Origin of the sequence: Gordonia sp. UCD-TK1 (assembly GCF_001691435.1) — a bacterium.
Taxonomy (GTDB): Bacteria; Actinomycetota; Actinomycetes; order Mycobacteriales; family Mycobacteriaceae; genus Gordonia; species Gordonia hongkongensis.
On record NZ_LZMP01000010.1, the window covers coordinates 1 to 19,929 of the forward strand.

Genomic DNA, 19,929 nt, shown 5'->3' on the forward strand with positions numbered 1-19,929 from the left:
AAATCGCACCGCGATCGGTTCGTACTGGCGTGGTGACGCCGATGAGGTCGGCGACGAACGCAGCGCCTCGGCGATGGCCTCGAGTACGGCGATGACCGCGGCGATCAGCCGGGCGACCAGATCGCCGATCTCGGCGAGCAACGAGGTGATCTCCCCCGACGCCCCGGAGAGCGCATGTCCGAGCGGACCACCGTCGGCGAAAGCGGCGAAACCGGGGCGCGTCCCCGTTGCGTCCGCACCACCGGCGGTGGCCGACTGCGGAGCCGGCGCGAAGAGCGCGGCCAGGTGGTCGATCTGGGCGGCCAGTCCGAGCAGCAGGTCGCGCACCGGATCGGCGGGTCCGTCGCGACGTCCGTCCGCGGACCCGTCACCGGCCTGCCGGAACGTCTCGTCGTCCGTGCCCATCGCCAACTCTCCCCTTCTCCCGGCCCCGCGCGAACACCCACCCGCGTGTCTGTCGTCGGGGTCATCGGCACCGTACCCTGCCGTCTCGAACGGTGCGGTCTGGCGAACGTACCCCGCCCGGGCGGAATCATTCCACCGTCGCCGTCCCACCTGGCCGTCGGGAACTGGGCGGCGTCGACGTACCGGGGCCGAGGAACCGGCTCAGTTCTGCGGCCGGGGCCACACCGCCGGATCGGGGACGAAGCCGATGCCCAGGGTCGTGCCGTCCCAGTCGGCGTCGACGACCGTGCAGCGCCGTAGCACCGACGGCAGCCGCACCGGATGGCGAAATCCCGCGATCGTCACCAGGAGGTCGTCTCCGCTGCGCCCGAGCGCCAGCGAATCCGGTTCCGGTAGGCGCTGCGGCCACGACAACCGGTACACCGGACCGGCCGGCTTGCCGCTCACGCGCCCCTGGCCCGCCTCGACCTCGGCCGCGGCCGAACCCCGGGGGACGCCGTGCGGTGCCGGCAATGAGACCGAGAGCTTGCGGAGCCGCGCCATGCGATCGATCGCACCGGACGATTTCTCGACCACCTCGACGACGACGGAACGCGAACCGTCGGAACCGGCGAGTTCGGCCCGCACCATGTCCGCGACCTCGGCCGCCGGTTCGGCGCCGACGCCCGCGTTGACCTGGACCGAGGCCAGCGGCAGGCCCATGAGGTCGGCGGCGGCGAGATGGTGGCCGGTGAGTCGTCGGCTCCGGTCGTCGGCGGCGAGAACGAGGTGCACCGCCACCGCATGCGGATCGGCGAACAGTTCGGCGATGTCGAGGCAGTCCCGGTCGATGGCGTCGACCGCGGCCGTCAATTGCGCGACCATCGGACGCTCGGAAGCCATCGCGAGGCGTCGGTGACGCGGCCAGAACCGGTTGAGGGCCTGGCTGAGAACTGCTCCGCCACGGAGGAACTGGAGTGGGTCACCACACCCGGAACAGTCGACGACGATCCGCTGCCACCGGCCGCTGATCGCCTCGTCCCGGATACGGCGCAGGAGCAGGAAGTCGTCGATCCCGGGCAACGAGGTGAGCTCGGCGGGGTCGATCCCGGCCAGGGTGCCGACGCCGGGCAGGGCCGTCTTGCTGCGGCTCACGGTGTGCTCGAGCACCTCGACGAACGCCGACCATGTGCGTTCGGTGAGGTCCAGTCGGTCCAGGGTCAACAGGTGCAGGTATTTGGACACCGCGACGGGCTCGCCGGGCCGGCGGTACACCCGTGCCCAGTCGGGAACCGGCGACCAGCGGTCGACGGTGATGAGGAGCGTGTCGGATTCGGCTGCCGACAGGCCCGACCGGGGCACGGCCTTGGCCGCCCGGGAGGTGCCGGGACGCTGGGTCGCGCCGGCGGCCGCGACCGCGGAGACACCGGAACCCCCCGGCCCGAGCACGATGTGGATGGGTGTGAGATCGATCAGCCTTCGACCCTCTTCTTGAGGTCGTTCAGCGCGGCATCGGTGATCGCCTTCTCGGCTCGCCGCTTCAGCTGGCCGATCATGGGCACCTGCAGGTCGACCATGAGTTCGTAGGTCACCTTCGTCGATCCCGGGACCTGTTGGGTCAGCACGTACCGTCCGCGCTGATCCTTCTGCAGATCGCTCGACACCAGACGCCACGACACCGCCGAGGCATTCCGATCCCATTCGTAGGCAAGCACATACGTGTCTTGGAGGACGCCGGCGTCGAGCACGAACCGGACCTCGAGGGCGCGGCCGGCTTCATCGGTGCGCAGCACCTCGACCTCGCGCGCGGCGGTCACCCACTCCGGGTAGTGCTCGAAGTCGGCGATGACGGCGAGGATGGCGTCGGCGTCGGCGCCGATGACGATGTCGCGTTCGGTGTGGTCGGCCATCACCGCATCCCGGCCGACTCGAGACCGGCGGCGGGACCACCGACGACACGGCCCTTCTCCAGCAGTCGCTTGACCTCGAAGGAGACCTCTTTGCCCGTCACGCGGCGCAGCTTGTTCTCCTCGGCCAGCACGTCGGCGCGGGTGCGGGGGTCGTCGGGCAGCGGACCGGTGGGTTCGGCGTGGAGGAAGTAGTGGAGCACGAAGCCGTCGAGGACCGCCTCGTTCCAGATCTCCATCGTCCCCGACACCGGACCCGCGACCTGCCAGCGCACGCCCTGCTCGCCCCGGTCCTCGGTGACCGCCAGACGCAGGTCCGGCCACCACCGGCGCCAGTTGGCGGGGTCGCCGATCACGGCGGTCGCCAACGGCGGCGCCGCGGCGACGAAGACCTCGTCGGCCACCTGGATGCTCGTCACGCCCACTAGCTTCACATACTCGTGTCGGCGCAGGGTAGTGCACCCGAAACCGACGTCGCGATGAGTCCGATTCCGTGTCGGGGATACGATTCGGTGACTGATGTCTACTGAAGGGTAACCACGATGGGCGAGTACAGCGTGCCCGCGAAGTTCTCGATCGGCGACGACGAGAACTGCACGAACATCATCTTCGGCCTGGCGCAGCGATCACCGCAGCACATCGTGTTCCGCCACAAGCAGGGCGACCGGTGGGAGCCGGTCACCGCCGCCGAGGCCGCCTCCCGCATCTCCGCCATCACCAAGGGCCTGATCGCCTCCGGCGTCAACCCCGGGGACCGGGTGGCGCTGCTGTCGCGCACCCGCCTCGAGTGGAATCTCTTCGACTTCGCGATCTGGTCCGCGGGCGCGATCACCGTGCCCATCTACGATTCGTCCTCCGCCGGCCAGATCGAATGGATCATGCAGGATTCCGGTGCGGTCGCGATCGTCCTGGAGGACGACGGACATCGCGCCGAGTTCGAGTCCATCGACTCCCTGACCACGCCGGTGACCGTCTTCCAGATCGACCGCACCGACGGGCCGGGTGCCGTCGGCGAGCTCGTCGCCGCCGGTGCCGACGTCCACGACGACGAGGTCGCGGCCCGCCGGGCCACCGTCAGGGCCGCCGACCCGGCGACGCTGATCTACACCTCGGGGACCACCGGACGGCCCAAGGGCTGCGAACTCACCCACGCCAACATGCTGTCGGAGGTGCGGGCGGTCCTCGCCGGCGACCTCCTCGATCAGGTCATCGCCCGCGACGAGAAGCGTCTGCTGATGTTCCTTCCCCTCGCCCACGTGCTCGCCCGGGCCATCACGCTCGTCGCCATCGAGGCAGGCATCGAGGTGGGACACACCAGCGACATCCCGAACCTGGTGGACGAGTTCGCCGTCTTCAAACCGTCGCTCATCCTGTCCGTGCCGCGCGTGTTCGAGAAGGTGTACAACACCGCCCGGCAGAAGGCCCACGACGGCGGCAAGGGAAAGATCTTCGACGCCGCGTCCGAGACCGCGATCGCCTACTCGCAGGCGACGGAGAAGGGGCAGGTCGGTCTCGCGCTGAAGGTCAAGCACGGCGTCTTCGACGCGCTCGTCTACAAGAAGCTCCGGGCCGCCCTCGGTGGCGAGTGCCAGATGGCGATCTCCGGTGGCGCGCCGCTCGGCGCCCGCCTGGGTCACTTCTTCTCCGGCGTCGGTGTGCCCGTCTACGAGGGGTACGGCCTGACCGAGACCACGGCGGCCTTCAGCGTGAACACCCCGTCGGCGTCGAAGATCGGCAGTGTCGGGAAGCCGTTGTCGGGCAATGCTGTTCGGATCGGCGATGACGGAGAGGTGCTGCTGCACGGCGGTGTCGTCTTCACCGAGTACTGGCAGAACCCCGAGGCGACCGCATCCGCGGTCGTCGACGGCTGGTTCCATACCGGCGACCTCGGCACCGTCGACGCCGACGGCTTCATCACCATCACCGGCCGCAAGAAGGAACTGATCGTGACCGCGGGCGGCAAGAACGTCTCCCCCGCCGGACTCGAGGACGTCATCCGCGCCAACGCCCTGATCTCGCAGGCCACCGTCGTCGGCGACGCGAAACCGTTTGTGGCCGCCCTGATCACGATCGATCCGGAGGCGTTTCCGGCGTGGAAAGAGCGCACCGGCAAGCCGGCAACCGCGACGGTCGCGGACCTCGCCGACGACGCCGACCTGCGCGCCGAGGTCCAGTCGGCCGTCGACCTCGCCAACAAGACGGTGTCACATTCAGAGGCCATCAAGAAGTTCCGCATCCTGCCGACCGACTTCACCGAGGAAACCGGCGAGATGACGCCGACCCTCAAGGTCAAGCGCAACGTCGTCGTGGAGAAGTTCGCCGGCGACATCGAGGCGATCTACCAGCGGTGAGCTCCCCGCCGGCGCCGGTTGCTCCTCAGAGCAACTGGCGCAGGCGGGCCGCCATCTGGCTCCACTGCCAGTTCTCGACGACGTAACGCCGTCCGGCCCGGCCCATCTCGGCCGCGGCCGCGCGATCACCGAGGATCGCCAGGATCGCCAGGGCGACCGCGTCGACATCGGTGCCGTCGACGGCCGTGCCGGTGACCCCTTCCTCGATGGTCTCCGGCGCCCCACCGGACAACCCGGCGACCACGGGCACGCCCGACGCCGATGCCTCCAGGTAGACGATCCCCAGGCCTTCGACGTCCAGCCCGCGTCCCCTCGTCCGGGACGGCATCGCGAAGACGTCCGCGATGTTGTGGTACGCCGCGAGGTCGTCGGCGGGCACCGAGCCGGTGAAGATCACATGGTCGGCCACGCCCGTGTCGGCCGCGAGGTCGCGCAGGGTCTTCCCGTAGGGACCACCGCCCACGATGACCAGCGTCGCGTCGGGGATGGTGCGTCGGATCAGCGGCAGGGCGCGGATCAACACATCCTGGCCCTTACGGGGCACCAGCCGCGACAGGCAGAGGATCGTCGGACGCTCCCCTAGGTCGAGATGTTCGCGAAACCGCTGTCGCAGCACCGAATCCGGGGCGAACCGCTCGGTGTCGACGCCGGGGGGCAGGTGTTCCAGGGCCGCGCGGGCGCCGAAGGCCGACGCGAACCGGCCGCGGGTGTATCGGCTGACGAAGGTGATCACATCGGTGTGGCGGCCGATGTGCCCGAGCACCTGCCGCGCGCCCGGCAGCATCGACCACCCGACCTCGTGACCGTGCGTGCTGGCGATGATCCGCTGGGCGCCCGCGCGACGCATCGCCGGCGCCAGCACGGCCAGCGGCGCGGCCGCGCCGAACCACACCGTCGAGATCTGTTCGCGGCGCACGATCTCCGCGGCACGCCGCGCCACGAACGGGGTGGGGAGCATGAGCGTCGTCGGGTGCCGGTACACCCGATACGGGGCGGCCGCGTCGAACTTCTCGTGCGAGTCACCACGCCAGCGCGGCGCGTAGACGACCACGTCCTCCGGCGGCAGCAGGTCCACCAGATTCTGCAGGTAGGACTGGATCCCGCCCGGACGGGGCGGAAAGTCGTTGGTGAGCAACAACGTTCGAGACATCAACGGGCCTGCACTTCGAGCCACCGCTGCCACCCCGCGACCAGTTCGGCACGCGTCAGCCCGAGACTCGAGGCGATCGCCGTGTCCTGCGCCGCGGGCAGGGCCGACGCCGCGACCCCCATGTACATCTTCTTCAGCCGCGCCTCGTCGAATCGATCGGCGACGTAGGCGGCCAGCGACCACGCACTCTGATAAGCCACCTGTGAAGTCTGACCGTCCATCGCGAAGTCGGTGTCGGCGGGTGGCCCGGTCGGAACTCGACCGGCACGCACGGACGCGATCAGGTCGGGTGCGGCATCCGCGATCCTCGTGTGAGTCCCTTTGCGCCCGACGTATTCGGCCACGCCCTCGGTGATCCAGAGCGGCGCGTCGAGCGCGGTGTGAACGCGGGCCGCGACATGGGTCAACTCGTGCCGGAGAACCACCGCGAGCGTCGGTGCGGCGAGTTCCCGGGCCGCCGGGGTCAGGATGATGCGCTGTCCGGTCGCGGTGCGCTGGACCAGGTCGAGGCTGCTGAACACGGTCGCGGCCGCCGCGGTCCCGGTCGCCGCTCGGCCCTCGGGTACGAGGGCGGCGAACTCGTCGTCGGTCGCCGTGGCGACCACGACGGCGCGGCGATCCCAATCGTCGCCCCAGAAGTCACTGACGGCATCCACCGCCCCGGGCAGCTCCCGCTGCAGCGTCGCCACCGTCGAAGACGTTCGGGGATACGAGGCGACCACCGACGTGCCGCCTGCGGTCGCGGTGTTGGCCACCTGGAGTCCGGGCAGCTCCCACATCTGAGTGGGTGCGGATTCTCCTCCCAGGGCCGTGGCGTCTCCGACGAGGCGCCAGGCCTCGCCGTAGCGGGCGACCACGAACTGGGTGCCGACGACCACCTCGGCCTCGTCGACTCCCGGGACCCCCTCGCCGCCGAGCGCATAGCGCAACTCCACCGGAGCGACCCACGAGTCCGAACTCCCCCCGGCATCGAGGAGCTCCTGCAACTCACCGGGTACGAGCACCTCCGCCTCTTCGGTGGGCGCAAGCTGATAACCGAACCGTGCGAGCCGCAGGGTGCCGCTGCCACCGTTCCGCGGCGTGAACCGGCTGGGCGCGAAACCCGCGGCGGCCGTGACGAATCTGTCCTTGAACGCCGGGGTGGCAGCGGTGTCGACGAGGGTGCCGATCGCCCGCACATCCCCGGAACGCACCGCTTCGGTGAGCGCGTCGAGCAACCGCGTCACGCCCGCCGCTCGATCACGCTCGTAGACGTTGACCGCGGCGCTCGACGACACGGGCGCGGCGGACGAGCCGGGCCCGTCGGGCACGTCGCCCGTGCCGCACGCGGTGGCAACTGCGATGACCAGAACGACCACGGCCGAGACGAGGCCGGCGCGCCCGCGCGGTGAGGTCACCGGTGGGACTAGAACCGGCGGGCAGAGTTGTACGGTCCGGCCTCGTCGAGCGGCTCGACCTTGACCGGCACACCGAAGGTCGAGGCGTGGATGACATAGCCGTCACCGACGTACATACCGACGTGATGGGCATCGGGATAGTAGATGACCAGGTCACCGGGCTTGAGGTCGTTCTTCTCGACCGGCTGACCGCCGGCCATCTGCGCCTGGCTCGATCGCGGGATGGTCTTGCCGGCCTGCCGGAACGCCCACACCATGAGTCCCGAGCAGTCGAACGAATTCGGTCCGGTGGCGCCCCACACGTAGGGGTCACCGATCCGGGTGAGGGCGGCGTGGGTGGCGATCAGTCCGGCGGCGGTGCCCTTGGGCACCAGTCGCGGATCGAAGTCGAAGGTCGGACCGCGCAGAGCCGCCAACTGCTTGCCGGTCATCGACTTGTAGATCGACCGGATCTGGATCGCCTGGAGCTGCAGGTCGGCTTGCTTCGTCTGGAGGTCACCACGGACCCGTTCGGCGCGGGAGACCGCCTCGGAGGCGGCCACCGCCGTGCGCTCGGCATCCTTCTTCGCGACAGCGGTCCTGGCCCGTACCTTCTTGATCGCGGTCAGGTCCACCGACGCCTGACGCGAGATCATGTCGAGACCCGACATCTGGTCCAGGAGCGCCTGCGGGGAGTCGCTGACCATCACGGCGTACAGTCCGCTGACCCGCGCGCCCTGATAGCTGGCGCGGACGATCGCGTCGACTCGGTTCTGGTGCACGGCGAGCTGGGCGCGGCTGGTGTCCAGCGTCTGCTGCGCCTCGGCCGCGGCTTTCTTGGCCGCCGCCACGATGCCGCGCTGCTTGTCGTACTCGATCTTGGCGTTGTGCATCGCCTCGGTGGTCTTCTCCGCGTCGATGCCCAGTTGCTTGTAGCGGTCGAGCAGCTGATCGGCCGAGCGCGCGGGCACCGCACGGGCGTCCCCGACGCCGCCGGCGACGGTCGGTGCCAGAACGGCGAACGCCGACAGGACACAGAGCGCCACCATCAGCGGACCCGAACGCATCCTCGGCCGCATCGCGCGACCACGCCCCTCCCCGATCAGCACGGTCTACTCACTCCCTCGTGTGTGCTCGTCGATCCCTGAGCATCCCGGGCCCCTGCACCCGTACCCCGCGTCCCGTCGACCACCCTAGGCGGCCGACCGGCCCCCGGGACTGGTTCGGGCGGATCGCAATCCACGCGATCCGCCCGTCCAGAGACCTTCGTGCTCAGTCTGTTCGTGTTCAGTTGTCGTCAGTACCGACGGATGCCCGTCAGGGTCCACTCCTTGACGGCGTCGCGCTTGACCGGCGTGCCGTAGTTGGACGAGTGGACGAACTGACCGTTGCCGACGTAGATGCCGGCGTGGCCGCCACCGTTGAAGATCATGACGTCGCCGGGCTTGGCCTCGGAGTACGACACCGCGCGTCCGCCGCCGAGCTGGCCGTAGCTGTCGCGCGGGATGTTCTTGCCGGCCTGCTTGTAGGACCAGTAGATGAGGCCCGAGCAGTCGAATGCGTTGGGGCCGGCGGAGCCGTAGGAGTACGGCGCACCGATCTTGCTCTCGGCGGCCTTTACCGCCTTCTGACCGGCGGTCAGCTGCGGCTGGCCCAGGGGCGCGCCGCCACCCTGCGGGCGGAACTGCTGCGGGATCTGCTCCGGCGCGATACCCGGCACGGTGAACTGCCCCAGGTTGGGGATCTCGACCGTGGCGGCGGGCGACTTCTTCACCGGCGTGGCCTCAGGCGCGGGCTTGGCCTCCGGGGCCTTCGCGCCGGGCAGGGCCGGGATCTCGAAAGTGCCCAGCGGGGTGTGGACCGGGGCGGCGAGAGCAGGGCCGGCGGCTGCGGCGAGCGAACCGAGTGTGATCGATCCAGCGATCACCGCCTTCTTGGCGACCGTGCTGCCACGATTGGGCTGTTCCAAACGATGTTTGGCCACGAAGCGAGTTCTCCTTCAGATCTTCCTCTACCGCCGACCGAGTTAGCTGTCGGGTTCGGGCCGGAAGAGTGGCCCTACACGTTTTCGCGCATGAGGTATCCACTGGACACTCATGCATGGCAACGCGATTCACCCCGATTCGGATCGGTTTCGACCGAGTCGCATCAGTGGTGATGCGCTCCGACGAGCCCGTCCGAAGGTTGTGGTTCCCCGGTTCGCCCGCGAGGGCGATTGAGCGGTGACTACTGCGGACCACTTCTGTTGAAGCGGGACGCTCCGCAAAGGTCTCGGAAAGGTTACGAAATCGGATGCGCTCTGTCCACTAAGCGACAGACAGCCAAACCTCGGCCGCTTCTCAGCCTGCCCTGAGGACGGTCACAGAAGCGCGTCGATCCGGCGCCTGAACTGCGGTTTTGGCTGATCTTGCAGATCGTGCAGCGCCGCTGGTCACCATTGCAGCAGCCTGCAGAACGTCGATGGCGAGGTCCAGTTCGGCATCCGCGTCCGAGGTGGCCGCCGTTACCGAACCTCCACCTTCGTGGGACATATCGTCCCAGCTCGGACCACCAAACAGCACTGTCATCATGCACCCGTCGCAAGCGACGGGACGAGCCGGGCAGCGCGCACAATCGACGTACATAATGTGATCTCCATCTCATCTGGCGAGGGTGGGCCGCGGCGGCCCCGTTACGGGTCGTTGTGACCGTGAGAAGACCGCATTTCTCACGTCCAGGTGGAGACTAGGGGCGCCCACCGACAAGTCCGTCGAACAGCGATCGACACAGCAGTCACACGGGTCACACGACACGATGTCGGAGCGTCGCGGTCGCGATGTCGGTGGATCGAACTAGTGTTCGCCGGGTGACGCAGACCAGCGTGGACGGCTCGCCCGCGGGGCAGCTCACCTTCGCCGACCTGGAGGCCGCCGACCAGGGGGCCACGGGTGAGACGACGAACGAATTCAGCGACCGGTCGCTCTTCGAGACGACCCTCGTCGTCGTCGACCTCGAGACCACCGGGTCCGACCCGGTCCGCGACCGGATCACCGAGATCGGCGCGGTCAAGATCCGCGGCGGCGAGGTGGTCGGCGAGTTCGCCACGCTGGTCGACCCCGGCCGGCCGATCCCCCCGCAGATCGTGACCCTCACCGGCATCACCACCGCGATGCTGACCGACGCCCCCCGGATCGAGTCGGTGCTGCCGTCGTTCTTCGAGTTCGCCCGCGGCTCGATCCTGGTGGCCCACAACGCTCGTTTCGACATGGGTTTCCTTCGGCAGAACGCGATCCGGCTCCACCTGCCGTGGACGTTCAGCCTCAGCCTGTGCACGGTGACCATGGCCCGGCGCATCCTCAGCCGTGACGAGGCGCCGACGGTCAAGCTCAGCGCGCTCGCCGACCTGTTCGACGTCTCCGTGCGGCCCACCCACCGGGCGCTCGACGATGCGCGCGCCACGGTGGAGGTCTTCCACCGGCTCCTCGAGCGCGTCGGCAATCAGGGCATCGCGACCGTCGGCGAGCTGACGTCGTATCTCCCGAAGACCGACCCGCGCCTGCGCGCCAAACGCGCACTCGCCGACCATGTCCCGGCCCGTCCCGGGGTGTACCTGTTCCGCGGCCCGTCGAACGAGGTCCTCTACGTGGGCACCGCGGTGGACCTCCGCCGCCGGGTCCGGTCGTACTTCAGTGGCAACGACCCGCGCCGCCGCATCGCGGAGATGGTGCTCCTCGCCCAACGGGTCGACGTCGTGGAGTGTTCCCACGCCCTGGAGGCCGCCGTCCGCGAACGCCGGCTCCTCGGCGCGCACGCACCGGCGTACAACCGACGATCGACCCAGCCGCACAAGGGTTGGTGGGTGACCCTGACCGAGGAACGCTTCCCCCGGCTCAAGGTCAGCCGAACACCCACCGACGAGTCGATCGGCCCGGTGGGCAACCGCAACAACGCGGCGACCGTCGCCGACGTGATCTCGGCGGCCGCCGGTCTGCGCACGTGCACGACACGGCTCGGCGCGACGGGCTACCACTGGTGTCCCGAGGCCGATGGGAGGCGGCGGCCGGGGTCCTGCCGGGCGGCCACGGCGCAGCCGCAGACGGTGCCGGACTACTCTCCCCGGGTCACCGCGGCCCGCCGGCTCATGCGAGGTGAGGCCGACGAGCTCCTCGACGGCCTCACCGCGCGCCTCACCGACCTCGCCAAGGCGCACATGTTCGAGACCGCGGCGCGGCATCGGGACCGTCTCGCGCTCACGATCGACGCCCTCGCCCGCTGCCAGCGACTGGCCGCGCTGTGCGCGATCGCCGAGATCGTGGTCGCCCGGCCCGACGGTGAACGCGGTTGGCAGTTCGCGGTCATCCGGCACGGACGGCTCGCCGCCGCCGGGCGCGCCCGACGCGGCGTCTCGCCCATGCCCGTCGTCGACGCGCTCGTCGCGGCCGCGGAGACCGTGTTACCGGGCCCCGGTCCGCTGCGGGGCGCGCCGGCCGAGGAGGTCGGCCTCGTGTACCGCTGGATGACCGAACCGGGCGCGCGCATCGTGTCGACGAGTGAGCCGGTCGCCCTGCCCGCCGGCTGCGCCGAACGCCGGCTCGGCTGGTCGCAGTCGGCGCACGACGCACGTGCGGCCAGACCCGTCGCCGACTCTCGCACACGGCAGGCGAGCTGAGGGCCACGCACCACTAGGCTGGCGGCATGATCACCGCCATCGTCCTCATCCAGGCCGACATCCACCGGATCCCGGAGACCGCCCAGGCCGTCGCCGACATCCCCGGGGTCGAAGAGGTGTACTCCTGTGCGGGCGACGTCGATCTGATCGCGAAGATCCGGGTCCGTGACCACGAACAGATCGCGACGGTCGTCACCGGCCAGATCAACCGCCTACCCGGGGTTCTCAAGAGCGCGACACACATCGCGTTCCGCAGCTACTCCAGCTCCGACGTCGAGGGCGGTTTCTCCATCGGCGAGAACTGACCCGCCGAACACTGAGCCCCACAAGGATTTCGGGACAGCGTGACCGTCAGGCGGGCGCGGCGAGCCGGCCGCTGAGCTCGGCCCACCGCTGCAGCAGGTCGGCGGCGGCACCGTTGTCGATCGCATCGGCCGCCCGCTCCTTCGCGGCGCCGAGGGCATCGGTCAGTTCCGCCGAGCTCATCGGCGCCTCCTGCTCGAACGCGACGATGGCCCCGGCCGAGTTCAGCAGCACCGCGTCCCGGACCGGGCCCGTGGTCCCGGCCAGCAACTCACGGGCGATCGCGGCGTTGACCGTCGCGTCTCCCCCCTGCAGGGCGGAGAGTTCCACGCGCGCGATCCCCAGATCCGTCGGGTCGACGGTGAGTTCGTTCACCTGCCCGGCGACGACCTGCCAGACCGTCGACGTGGTGGTGGTCGTCAGTTCGTCGAGACCGTCGTCGCCGCGGACCACCAGCGCGGAGCCGCCGCGCTCGGCGAAGGCCCGCGCCAGAACCGGCGCGAGGTCGGCGAAGGCGCAGCCGATCAGCCCCCGGCTGGGTGTCGCCGGGTTGGTCAGCGGCCCCAGCACGTTGAAGACCGTCGGGATGCCGATCTCCTTGCGCGGCGGACCGGTGAAGCGGAACGCCGGATGGAACACCGGCGCGAAGCAGAAGCCGATCCCGAGTTCCGACACGCACTGCGCGACCGCGGCGGCGTCGAGGGAGATGTCGACGCCGAGCGCCTCCAGCACGTCGGCACCGCCGCTCTTCGACGACGCCGCACGGTTGCCGTGCTTGACCACCGCGACGCCCGACGCAGCGATCACGATCGACGTCATCGTGGAGATGTTCACCGTGTGCGACCGGTCGCCGCCGGTCCCCACGACGTCGACGGCCGGGCGACCGACGTCCACGAGCGTCGCGTGGTCGAGCATCGCGCGGGACAACCCGAGGAGCTCCGCCGGTGCGGCACCTTTCATCTTCACGCCGACGCCGAACGCGGCGATCTGGGCTCCGGTCGCACTGTCGGTCATGATCTCGTTCATCGCCCACGCCGCCTCGTCGGCGTCGAGGTCGAGGCGATCGGTGACCTTGCCGAGGATCTGCGGCCAGCTGAAGTCAGACTGTGCGGTGCTCACGGGGAGTCAGCATATTCGTGTTCAGAGCGGCGGACGCTGGAGGACGGCCCACTCGCGTGCGAATCCGCCGTGCCGCGAACCCAGGCTCGCCATCCGGGACCGTTCCTGGGACAGATGCATCGCGTCGAGCAACTGGACCCGCGCCAGGACCAGGACCACGAGCCGGTCGTCGCGCGGTGCCGGCCTCGGCCCCCAGCGTTCGTCGTCGACGGACTCGTAACCGTCGAGCGCGGCCACCGCGGCCGCGTCGGCCCGCCGGTCGGGTGGCACCTCGACGACGTGCCGGAGGATCACCTCCTCCGCGGCTCGCCACGACGACGCGTCGAGGGCCACCGAACTCGCGATGGCGTCGTCGTCGGACCGGGCCACCACCTCCACCTGCTCACGCAGCGTCAGCGGACCGGCGCCGACACGCGGGCGCAGCCGTGAGCGGAGCCGCGCCAGGCGACCCTGCTCGACGAGTCGGCCGTTGAGATCACGGGGGCCGGGCGGCGCCGAACTGGACATGAACACACGGTAGCGAGCCGGGCGTCCGCCACGCCCTTCCCGGACACGCCGAAGGTCGCCCGATTCGGGCCCGGACCTGCACCGGGAGAATTAATCGGGGGCAATTTCCGACCCGGGTGGCCACGGCTTACTACGAACCGTCATACTTCACTTGTGACAAGCGCTGTAGGTACCTCAGGAACAGCCATCACCTCGCGCGTGCACTCGCTGAACCGGCCCAACATGGTCAGCGTCGGCACGATCGTGTGGCTGTCCAGTGAGCTCATGTTCTTCGCTGGCCTCTTCGCGATGTATTTCGTCGCCCGTGCCAACTCCGCCGTCGGCTGGCCGCCGCCACCGACCGAGCTGAATCTCGCCCTCGCCATCCCGGTGACGACGATTCTCATCCTGTCGTCGGTGACGTGCCAGATGGGTGTCTTCGCCGCCGAGCGCGGTGACGTCTTCGGCCTCCGCCGCTGGTACGTCATCACCCTCATCATGGGAACGATCTTCGTGATCGGGCAGGCGTACGAGTACACCGTGCTGGTCGGCCACGGCACGACCCTCGCGTCGGATGCGTACGGCTCGGTCTTCTACATGACGACCGGGTTCCACGGCCTCCACGTGATCGGCGGTCTGATCGCGTTCGTGTATCTGCTCATCCGGACCAAGCTGTCGAAGTTCACGCCGGCGCAGGCAACCGCGGCCATCGTCGTCTCCTACTACTGGCATTTCGTCGACATCGTGTGGATCGGGCTGTTCGTCACGATCTACTTCATCCGATGACGCCGGCCCGCTCCAGCACGACCGAGCGCAGCTCGATCTAACAACAGTCCGTCCCGCTTAGTAGAGAGTCACAGATGAGTTCATCTCCACCGCGTCCGTCGGATAGCGGCACCGAGGTCGGACCCGATGCCTCGGCCCGACGCTCCTCTGCACGCGACGCCGGCCGCCGCGCCAAAGCACGACGCAAGCTCCGTCGGCGCGCAGGCGGCACCATCGTGCTGCTGGCCGGCCTCGTCATGGCGGGTGTGCTCGCCTCGGTGTTGACCCCCGAGCCGCAGGTCGCGGTCGCCGACGAGAGCAACGCCGCGATGATCGACGACGGTCGCAAGCTCTACGAGACCTCGTGCATCACCTGCCATGGCGCGAACCTCCAGGGCGTGCCCGAGCGCGGTCCCGCACTTCTCGGCGTCGGCGACGCCGCCGTGTACTTCCAGGTGTCGACCGGACGTATGCCGGCAGCGCGTGGTGAGGCGCAGGCCCAGCGCAAGCCGGCCAAGTTCACCACCGAGCAGATCGACCAGCTCGGCGCCTACATCCAGGCCGAGGGTGGCGGGCCGCAGGCGCCGCGCAATGCCGACGGCACCGTCGCGCAGGAGTCGCTGCGCGGCGACAGCATCGGACGCGGCAGTGAGCTGTTCCGATTGAACTGCGCTTCCTGCCACAACTTCACCGGCCGTGGTGGCGCACTGTCGTCGGGCAAGTTCGCGCCGAACCTCGACGGGGTCAACGAGGCGCAGATCTACACCGCGATGCTGACCGGTCCGCAGAACATGCCCAAGTTCTCGAATCGTCAGCTCGATCCGGAAGAGAAGCGGGACGTGATCGCCTACGTCAAGTACGTGAGTGAGGCAAAGCCCAGCGGCGGACTCGGAATCGGCGGTTTCGGCCCGGTCAGTGAAGGCATGGTCATGTGGTTCGTCGGCGTCATCGCCATCGTCGCCGGCGCCATGTGGATGGGATCTCGAGCATGAGCGCGAACGACAAAGACGTCCCGTCGCGGGACGAACTCGAACAGATGAGCACCGATGAGCTCGTCAAACTCGGTACCAATCTCGACGGCGTCGAGATCATCCACCGGTCCGAGCGTTACACGGTGCCGGGCACCAAGGTCGAGAAGCGGGCCGAGCGCCAGGTGGCCATCTGGTTCACCGTGGCCGGCGTGTCCGCCCTCGCGTGCCTCGGCATCTTCCTGTTCAACCATTGGGAATTCGCCCTCCCGGACGATCCGAACTACTGGTGGTACACGTTCAACACGCCGCTCCTCGGCGTGACGTTCGGCCTGTCGGTGTTCGCCATCGGCGTCGCGCTGATCCTCATCACCAAGAAGTTCATCCCGGCCGAGATCTCGGTTCAGGATCGTCACGACGGTGGATCGACCGAGGTCGACAAGAAGACGATCGTCGGTCTGCTCCAGGACACCGGCGCCACGTCCACCCTGGGTCGTCGCAAGATGATCATCGGCTCCGCCGGTTTCGGTCTCGGCGCCTTCGCGGTCACCGGACTCGTCGCCTTCCTCGGTGGCTTCATCAAGAACCCGTGGGCCGAGGGCCCCGACTCGCCGCTGTGGCATTCGGGATGGTCGCCGATCTACAATCCGCCGGAAGCGCCCAACGAGACCATCTACCTGCGGCGTGACACCGGCAACCCGTTCCAGGTCGCCCTGGTCCGGCCGGAAGATCTCGACGCCGGCGGTATGGAAACCGTGTTCCCGTGGCGTCGTTCGGACGGGTTCGGCGAGTCCGAGCACTCCCGCCATCTGCTGGAGGAGGGCCTGCACCAGGTCCGCAACCCCGTCATGCTCATCCGTCTGCGTCCCGAGGATGCGGCCCGTGCGGTCAAGCGCAAGGGTCAGGAGAGCTTCAACTACGGTGACTACTTCGCCTACACCAAGGTCTGCAGCCACCTCGGCTGCCCCGCCTCGCTCTACGAGCAGCGGAGCAACCGCATCCTGTGTCCCTGCCATCAGTCGCAGTTCGATGCGCTCGAGTACGCCAAGCCCATCTTCGGACCGGCCGCACGTGCGCTGGCACAGCTGCCGATCACGGTGAACAACGAGGGCTACCTCGTTGCCGCAGGCGACTTCATCGAGCCCGTCGGTCCGGCATTCTGGGAGCGTAAGTCATGAGCATCGCCGAACGCCTCGGCACTCAAGCCGAAGAAGTGGACTCGCGGTATCACCTCGCCGCGGGCATGCGTCGCCAGATCAACAAGGTCTTCCCCACCCACTGGTCCTTCATGCTGGGTGAGATCGCGCTGTACAGCTTCATCATCCTGCTGGTGTCAGGCGTCTACCTGTCGCTGTTCTTCGATCCGTCGATGACGCGCGTGGTGTACGACGGCGCCTACCAGCCGCTGAACGGCGTGATGATGACCAAGGCGTACGAGACGACGCTGAACATCTCGTTCGAGGTGCGCGGCGGTCTCTTCGTCCGTCAGATCCACCACTGGGCGGCTCTGCTGTTCGCCGCGTCGATCATCATCCACATGATGCGCATCTTCTTCACCGGTGCGTTCCGACGTCCGCGTGAGGCCAACTGGATCATCGGTTGTCTCCTGCTGATCCTGGCGATGTTCGAGGGCTTCTTCGGTTACTCGCTCCCCGACGACCTCCTGTCGGGCACCGGCGTCCGCGCCGCCATGAGTGGCATCGTCCTCGGTATCCCGGTCGTCGGCACCTGGATCCACTGGGCACTGTTCGGCGGCGACTTCCCCGGCGTCATCATCATCCCGCGCCTCTACGTGCTGCACATCCTGCTCTTCCCGGGCATCATCCTGGCTCTGATCGGCGCACACCTCGCGCTGGTCTGGTACCAGAAGCACACGCAGTTCCCCGGCCCCGGCCGCACCGAGAAGAACGTCGTCGGCGTCCGCATCATGCCGGTCTTCGCTGCCAAGGCCGGCGCGATGTTCGCCTTCGTCACCGGCGTGCTGGCGATCATGTCGGGCGTCTTCCAGATCAACCCGGTCTGGAACATCGGTCCGTACAACCCGGCACAGGTGTCGGCCGGATCTCAGCCGGACATCTACATGATGTGGACCGACGGTCTGATACGTCTGTTCCCCGCGTGGGAGCTCTACCTGGGCAACTACACGGTGCCGATGTCGAACTGGGTCGTGCTGATCATGACCATCATCTTCGGCCTGATGTTCGCCTACCCGTGGATCGAGAAGAAGCTCACCGGCGACGATGCGCACCACAACCTGCTGCAGCGTCCCCGCGACACCCCGGTGCGGACGGCGATCGGCTCCATGGCGGTCTCGTTCTACATCCTGCTGACGATCGCATGTATGAACGACATCATCGCGTTCAAGTTCCACATCTCGCTGAACGCGACCACGTGGATCGGGCGTATCGGTCTGATCGTCCTGCCGCCGCTGGTCTACTTCATCGCCTACCGCTGGGCGCTCTCGTTGCAGCGCAGTGACCGCGAGGTACTGGCACACGGCATCGAGACCGGCATCATCAAGCGGCTGCCGCAGGGTGAGTACATCGAGATCCACCAGCCGCTCGGCCCGGTCGACAGCCATGGTCACCCGATCCCGCTCCCCTACGAGGGTGCGGCACTGCCCAAGCGGATGAACAAGCTCGGCTCCGCCGGTGCCCCGGGTACGGGTTCGATCCTCACGGCGGATCCGCCGGAGGAGCAGCTGCGCAACGTCGAACTCGAGCACGAGATCGAGGCCGGCGAGCGGAAGGCCCTCCGCGAGCTGCAGGCCAAGGGCGGCAACCCCTTCGGCGAGTAGTCACACGAGGTCGCACGACCCACCGCGGGCCGTCGAGCACCATCTGGTGCGCGACGGCCCGCGGTTCGTTGTGCGCAGTGGCTCACGTCGCCGACCGACACCACTCCCCTCCCCCGGGGTGGCTGCCGGCGCGGGTCCGATGTGGCACGGTGTACCCCATGCGCCGGTCACCTCCCCGAAGTTCCGGTCTGTCCCAGATCACCCGCGGGATGGGCACTCTCGATGCCGAGATCTACGATTCGATCGCCCGGTCCCCGAGCCCGCTCCTCGACGTGACGATGCCGATACTCACCCGGGCCGCCGACCATTCGAAGCTGTGGATGGCGATCGCTGCCGGGCTCGCCGTGTCCGGCCGTCCCTCGCTGCAGCGCGGTGCCGCACGCGGACTGGTCTCGCTCGCCGTGACGAGTCTGGTCACCAACCAGGGGGCGAAGCGGATCCGCAACCGCTCGCGGCCCTCCCACGGACTGATCCCGTTGTCCCGGCGGGGTCGTCGACGCCCGACCTCCAACTCGCTGCCGTCCGGACACTCCGCCAGTGCTGCCGCCTTCGCGGTCGGTGTGGCCGTCGAGAATCCGCCCGCGGGTCTGTTGTTGTCGGCACTGGCCGGGCTCGTCGGGCTGTCCCGGGTGGCGACCGGGGCACACTACCCCGGCGACGTGGTCGCGGGGCTAGGCATCGGCGCCGTCATCGCCACGATCGGTGCCCGTGTCGTGCCGCCCATCACCGAACCGTCGCTGTCCCTGGCCGCCCCGTCCGTCGTCGACGTGGGACCCAACCCCGACGGGACCGGGCTGGTCGTCGTCGTGAACCCGGGCTCCGCGGACGGACGGGGTCGCCGCGTGGTGGATGCGATCCGCACCGGGCTGCCGGCCGCCGAGATCATCGAGCTCGACGACACCGACGACATGGCAACCGTTTTCGCCGACGTGGCGGCCCGCGCGGAGATCCTGGGGGTGGCCGGCGGCGACGGCACCGTGGCATGTGCCGCCGCTCCTGCGCTCGCCGCCGACATCCCCGTCGCGGTCTTCCCGGCCGGCACGTTCAACCACTTCGCGCGCGACATCGGTTGCGGCACGGTGGACACCACGATCGACGCGATCCGTTCGGGTTCGGCGTCCCGTGTCGACGCGATGTGGCTCAACGACTCCCGCCTGATCCTCAACACCGCGAGCATCGGCGCGCACCCCGACTTCGTCCGGGTCCGCCGGCGCCTTCAGCGGCGCATCAGCCGGCCGCTCGCGACCGCCGCGGCCGTTCTCCACGTCCTCCGCAAAGATCCGCACGTCCGAATCGAGGTGGAGGGCCGTGTACTCGATGCGTCGCTGTTCCTCGTCGGCAACTCGATCTACCAGCCCACCGGGTTCCTACCGTCGCGACGCGTCCGGCTCGACGACGGCCTTCTCGACGTACGGATCCTCGAGACGAGCCATCGCTGGGCGACCCTGCGGCTCCTGGGTTCACTGGCGCTCGGTCGTCTCGAACGCTCCCACCTGTACCACGAGATGCAGGTCCCCGAGTTCCGCTTCACCGCGGTCGACGGCCCCGTCGCGGTGTCACACGACGGCGAGGTCGAGGAGTCGTTCTCGCAGGCCGACTTCCGCGTGGACTACCGCGTCCTGAAGGTCTTCCGGCCGGTCGGCCGGGAGCGTCCCTGACCGCTCACCGAGGGTTC

General features: G+C 68.8%; 18 protein-coding genes and 1 riboswitch. Of the genes, 8 read left to right on the plus strand and 10 right to left on the minus strand.

Annotated features, from left to right (window positions below):
• The 4 genes from A9310_RS07400 to A9310_RS07415 form a co-directional block, all read right to left on the minus strand.
• The coding region (locus A9310_RS07400; protein ID WP_065630038.1) for a hypothetical protein at nt 1-405 on the minus strand (405 nt) is incomplete at its 3' end.
• 201 nt (nt 406-606) lie between these two features.
• Entirely contained in the window at nt 607-1,836 is a 1,230-nt protein-coding gene (locus A9310_RS07405) for an ArsA-related P-loop ATPase (protein ID WP_065630094.1), read from the minus strand.
• A gap of 20 nt (nt 1,837-1,856) precedes the next feature.
• Nucleotides 1,857-2,294, minus strand: a complete 438-nt coding sequence (locus tag A9310_RS07410; RefSeq protein WP_065630039.1) for an SRPBCC family protein — start codon at nt 2,292-2,294, stop codon at nt 1,857-1,859.
• Nucleotides 2,294-2,725 carry a hypothetical protein gene (locus tag A9310_RS07415; protein WP_065630040.1) on the minus strand — a complete coding sequence of 144 codons (432 nt, stop codon included), beginning with the start codon at nt 2,723-2,725 and terminating at the stop codon, nt 2,294-2,296. Before A9310_RS07415 ends, A9310_RS07410 begins: the two co-directional genes overlap by 1 nt.
• A 108-nt stretch (nt 2,726-2,833) precedes the next feature.
• On the opposite strand from A9310_RS07415, the gene A9310_RS07420 reads away from it, so the two are divergent.
• Nucleotides 2,834-4,642, plus strand: coding sequence for a long-chain fatty acid--CoA ligase (locus tag A9310_RS07420; RefSeq protein WP_065630041.1), 1,809 nt, complete (start codon nt 2,834-2,836; stop codon nt 4,640-4,642).
• Nucleotides 4,643-4,667: 25 nt separating this feature from the next.
• Here the strand turns inward: A9310_RS07420 and A9310_RS07425 are convergent, their stop codons facing one another.
• The 4 genes from A9310_RS07425 to A9310_RS07440 all read right to left on the minus strand — a co-directional run bounded on the left by A9310_RS07425 (nt 4,668) and on the right by A9310_RS07440 (nt 9,152).
• A complete protein-coding gene (locus tag A9310_RS07425; RefSeq protein WP_065630042.1) occupies nt 4,668-5,792 on the minus strand; it encodes a glycosyltransferase family 4 protein in 1,125 nt (374 codons plus the stop codon).
• The gene (locus A9310_RS07430; RefSeq protein WP_065630043.1) at nt 5,792-7,189 is read right to left on the minus strand and encodes a hypothetical protein; all 1,398 of its coding nucleotides are present in this window, start codon (nt 7,187-7,189) and stop codon (nt 5,792-5,794) included. Before A9310_RS07430 ends, A9310_RS07425 begins: the two co-directional genes overlap by 1 nt.
• An 8-nt stretch (nt 7,190-7,197) precedes the next feature.
• On the minus strand, nt 7,198-8,235 hold the full coding sequence (locus tag A9310_RS07435) for an NlpC/P60 family protein (protein ID WP_058253141.1): 1,038 nt from the start codon (nt 8,233-8,235) through the stop codon (nt 7,198-7,200).
• Nucleotides 8,236-8,465: 230 nt separating this feature from the next.
• Complete coding sequence (locus A9310_RS07440; RefSeq protein ID WP_058253071.1) at nt 8,466-9,152, minus strand: C40 family peptidase; 687 nt, start codon at nt 9,150-9,152, stop codon at nt 8,466-8,468.
• A gap of 16 nt (nt 9,153-9,168) precedes the next feature.
• Nucleotides 9,169-9,400, minus strand: a riboswitch (cyclic di-AMP (ydaO/yuaA leader).
• Between the two features lie 613 nt (nt 9,401-10,013).
• Between A9310_RS07440 and A9310_RS07445 the strand changes: the two genes are divergently transcribed.
• Nucleotides 10,014-11,816: a DEDD exonuclease domain-containing protein gene (locus A9310_RS07445; protein ID WP_065630044.1), complete on the plus strand. Its 1,803-nt coding sequence runs from the start codon at nt 10,014-10,016 to the stop codon at nt 11,814-11,816.
• Nucleotides 11,817-11,842: 26 nt separating this feature from the next.
• On the plus strand, nt 11,843-12,121 hold the full coding sequence (locus tag A9310_RS07450) for an Lrp/AsnC family transcriptional regulator (RefSeq protein ID WP_058253073.1): 279 nt from the start codon (nt 11,843-11,845) through the stop codon (nt 12,119-12,121).
• 46 nt (nt 12,122-12,167) lie between these two features.
• On the opposite strand, the gene trpD is transcribed toward A9310_RS07450, so the two are convergent.
• Together trpD and A9310_RS07460 are read right to left on the minus strand one after the other, a co-directional pair.
• Nucleotides 12,168-13,238 carry an anthranilate phosphoribosyltransferase gene (trpD, locus tag A9310_RS07455; RefSeq protein WP_065630045.1) on the minus strand — a complete coding sequence of 357 codons (1,071 nt, stop codon included), beginning with the start codon at nt 13,236-13,238 and terminating at the stop codon, nt 12,168-12,170.
• Nucleotides 13,239-13,259: 21 nt separating this feature from the next.
• A complete protein-coding gene (locus A9310_RS07460) occupies nt 13,260-13,745 on the minus strand; it encodes a hypothetical protein (protein WP_065630095.1) in 486 nt (161 codons plus the stop codon).
• Nucleotides 13,746-13,898: 153 nt separating this feature from the next.
• Between A9310_RS07460 and A9310_RS07465 the strand changes: the two genes are divergently transcribed.
• The 5 genes from A9310_RS07465 to A9310_RS07485 all read left to right on the plus strand — a co-directional run bounded on the left by A9310_RS07465 (nt 13,899) and on the right by A9310_RS07485 (nt 19,912).
• Nucleotides 13,899-14,510 carry a heme-copper oxidase subunit III gene (locus A9310_RS07465; protein ID WP_065630046.1) on the plus strand — a complete coding sequence of 204 codons (612 nt, stop codon included), beginning with the start codon at nt 13,899-13,901 and terminating at the stop codon, nt 14,508-14,510.
• Between the two features lie 74 nt (nt 14,511-14,584).
• On the plus strand, nt 14,585-15,481 hold the full coding sequence (locus A9310_RS07470) for a cytochrome c (RefSeq protein WP_065630047.1): 897 nt from the start codon (nt 14,585-14,587) through the stop codon (nt 15,479-15,481).
• Nucleotides 15,478-16,635 carry a ubiquinol-cytochrome c reductase iron-sulfur subunit gene (locus A9310_RS07475; protein ID WP_065630048.1) on the plus strand — a complete coding sequence of 386 codons (1,158 nt, stop codon included), beginning with the start codon at nt 15,478-15,480 and terminating at the stop codon, nt 16,633-16,635. Before A9310_RS07470 ends, A9310_RS07475 begins: the two co-directional genes overlap by 4 nt.
• Nucleotides 16,632-18,254, plus strand: a complete 1,623-nt coding sequence (locus A9310_RS07480) for a cytochrome bc complex cytochrome b subunit (RefSeq protein ID WP_065630049.1) — start codon at nt 16,632-16,634, stop codon at nt 18,252-18,254. The genes A9310_RS07475 and A9310_RS07480 overlap by 4 nt, the downstream gene beginning before the upstream one ends.
• 209 nt (nt 18,255-18,463) lie before the next feature.
• Complete coding sequence (locus A9310_RS07485; RefSeq protein WP_065630050.1) at nt 18,464-19,912, plus strand: bifunctional phosphatase PAP2/diacylglycerol kinase family protein; 1,449 nt, start codon at nt 18,464-18,466, stop codon at nt 19,910-19,912.
• Nucleotides 19,913-19,929 lie beyond the last annotated feature (17 nt).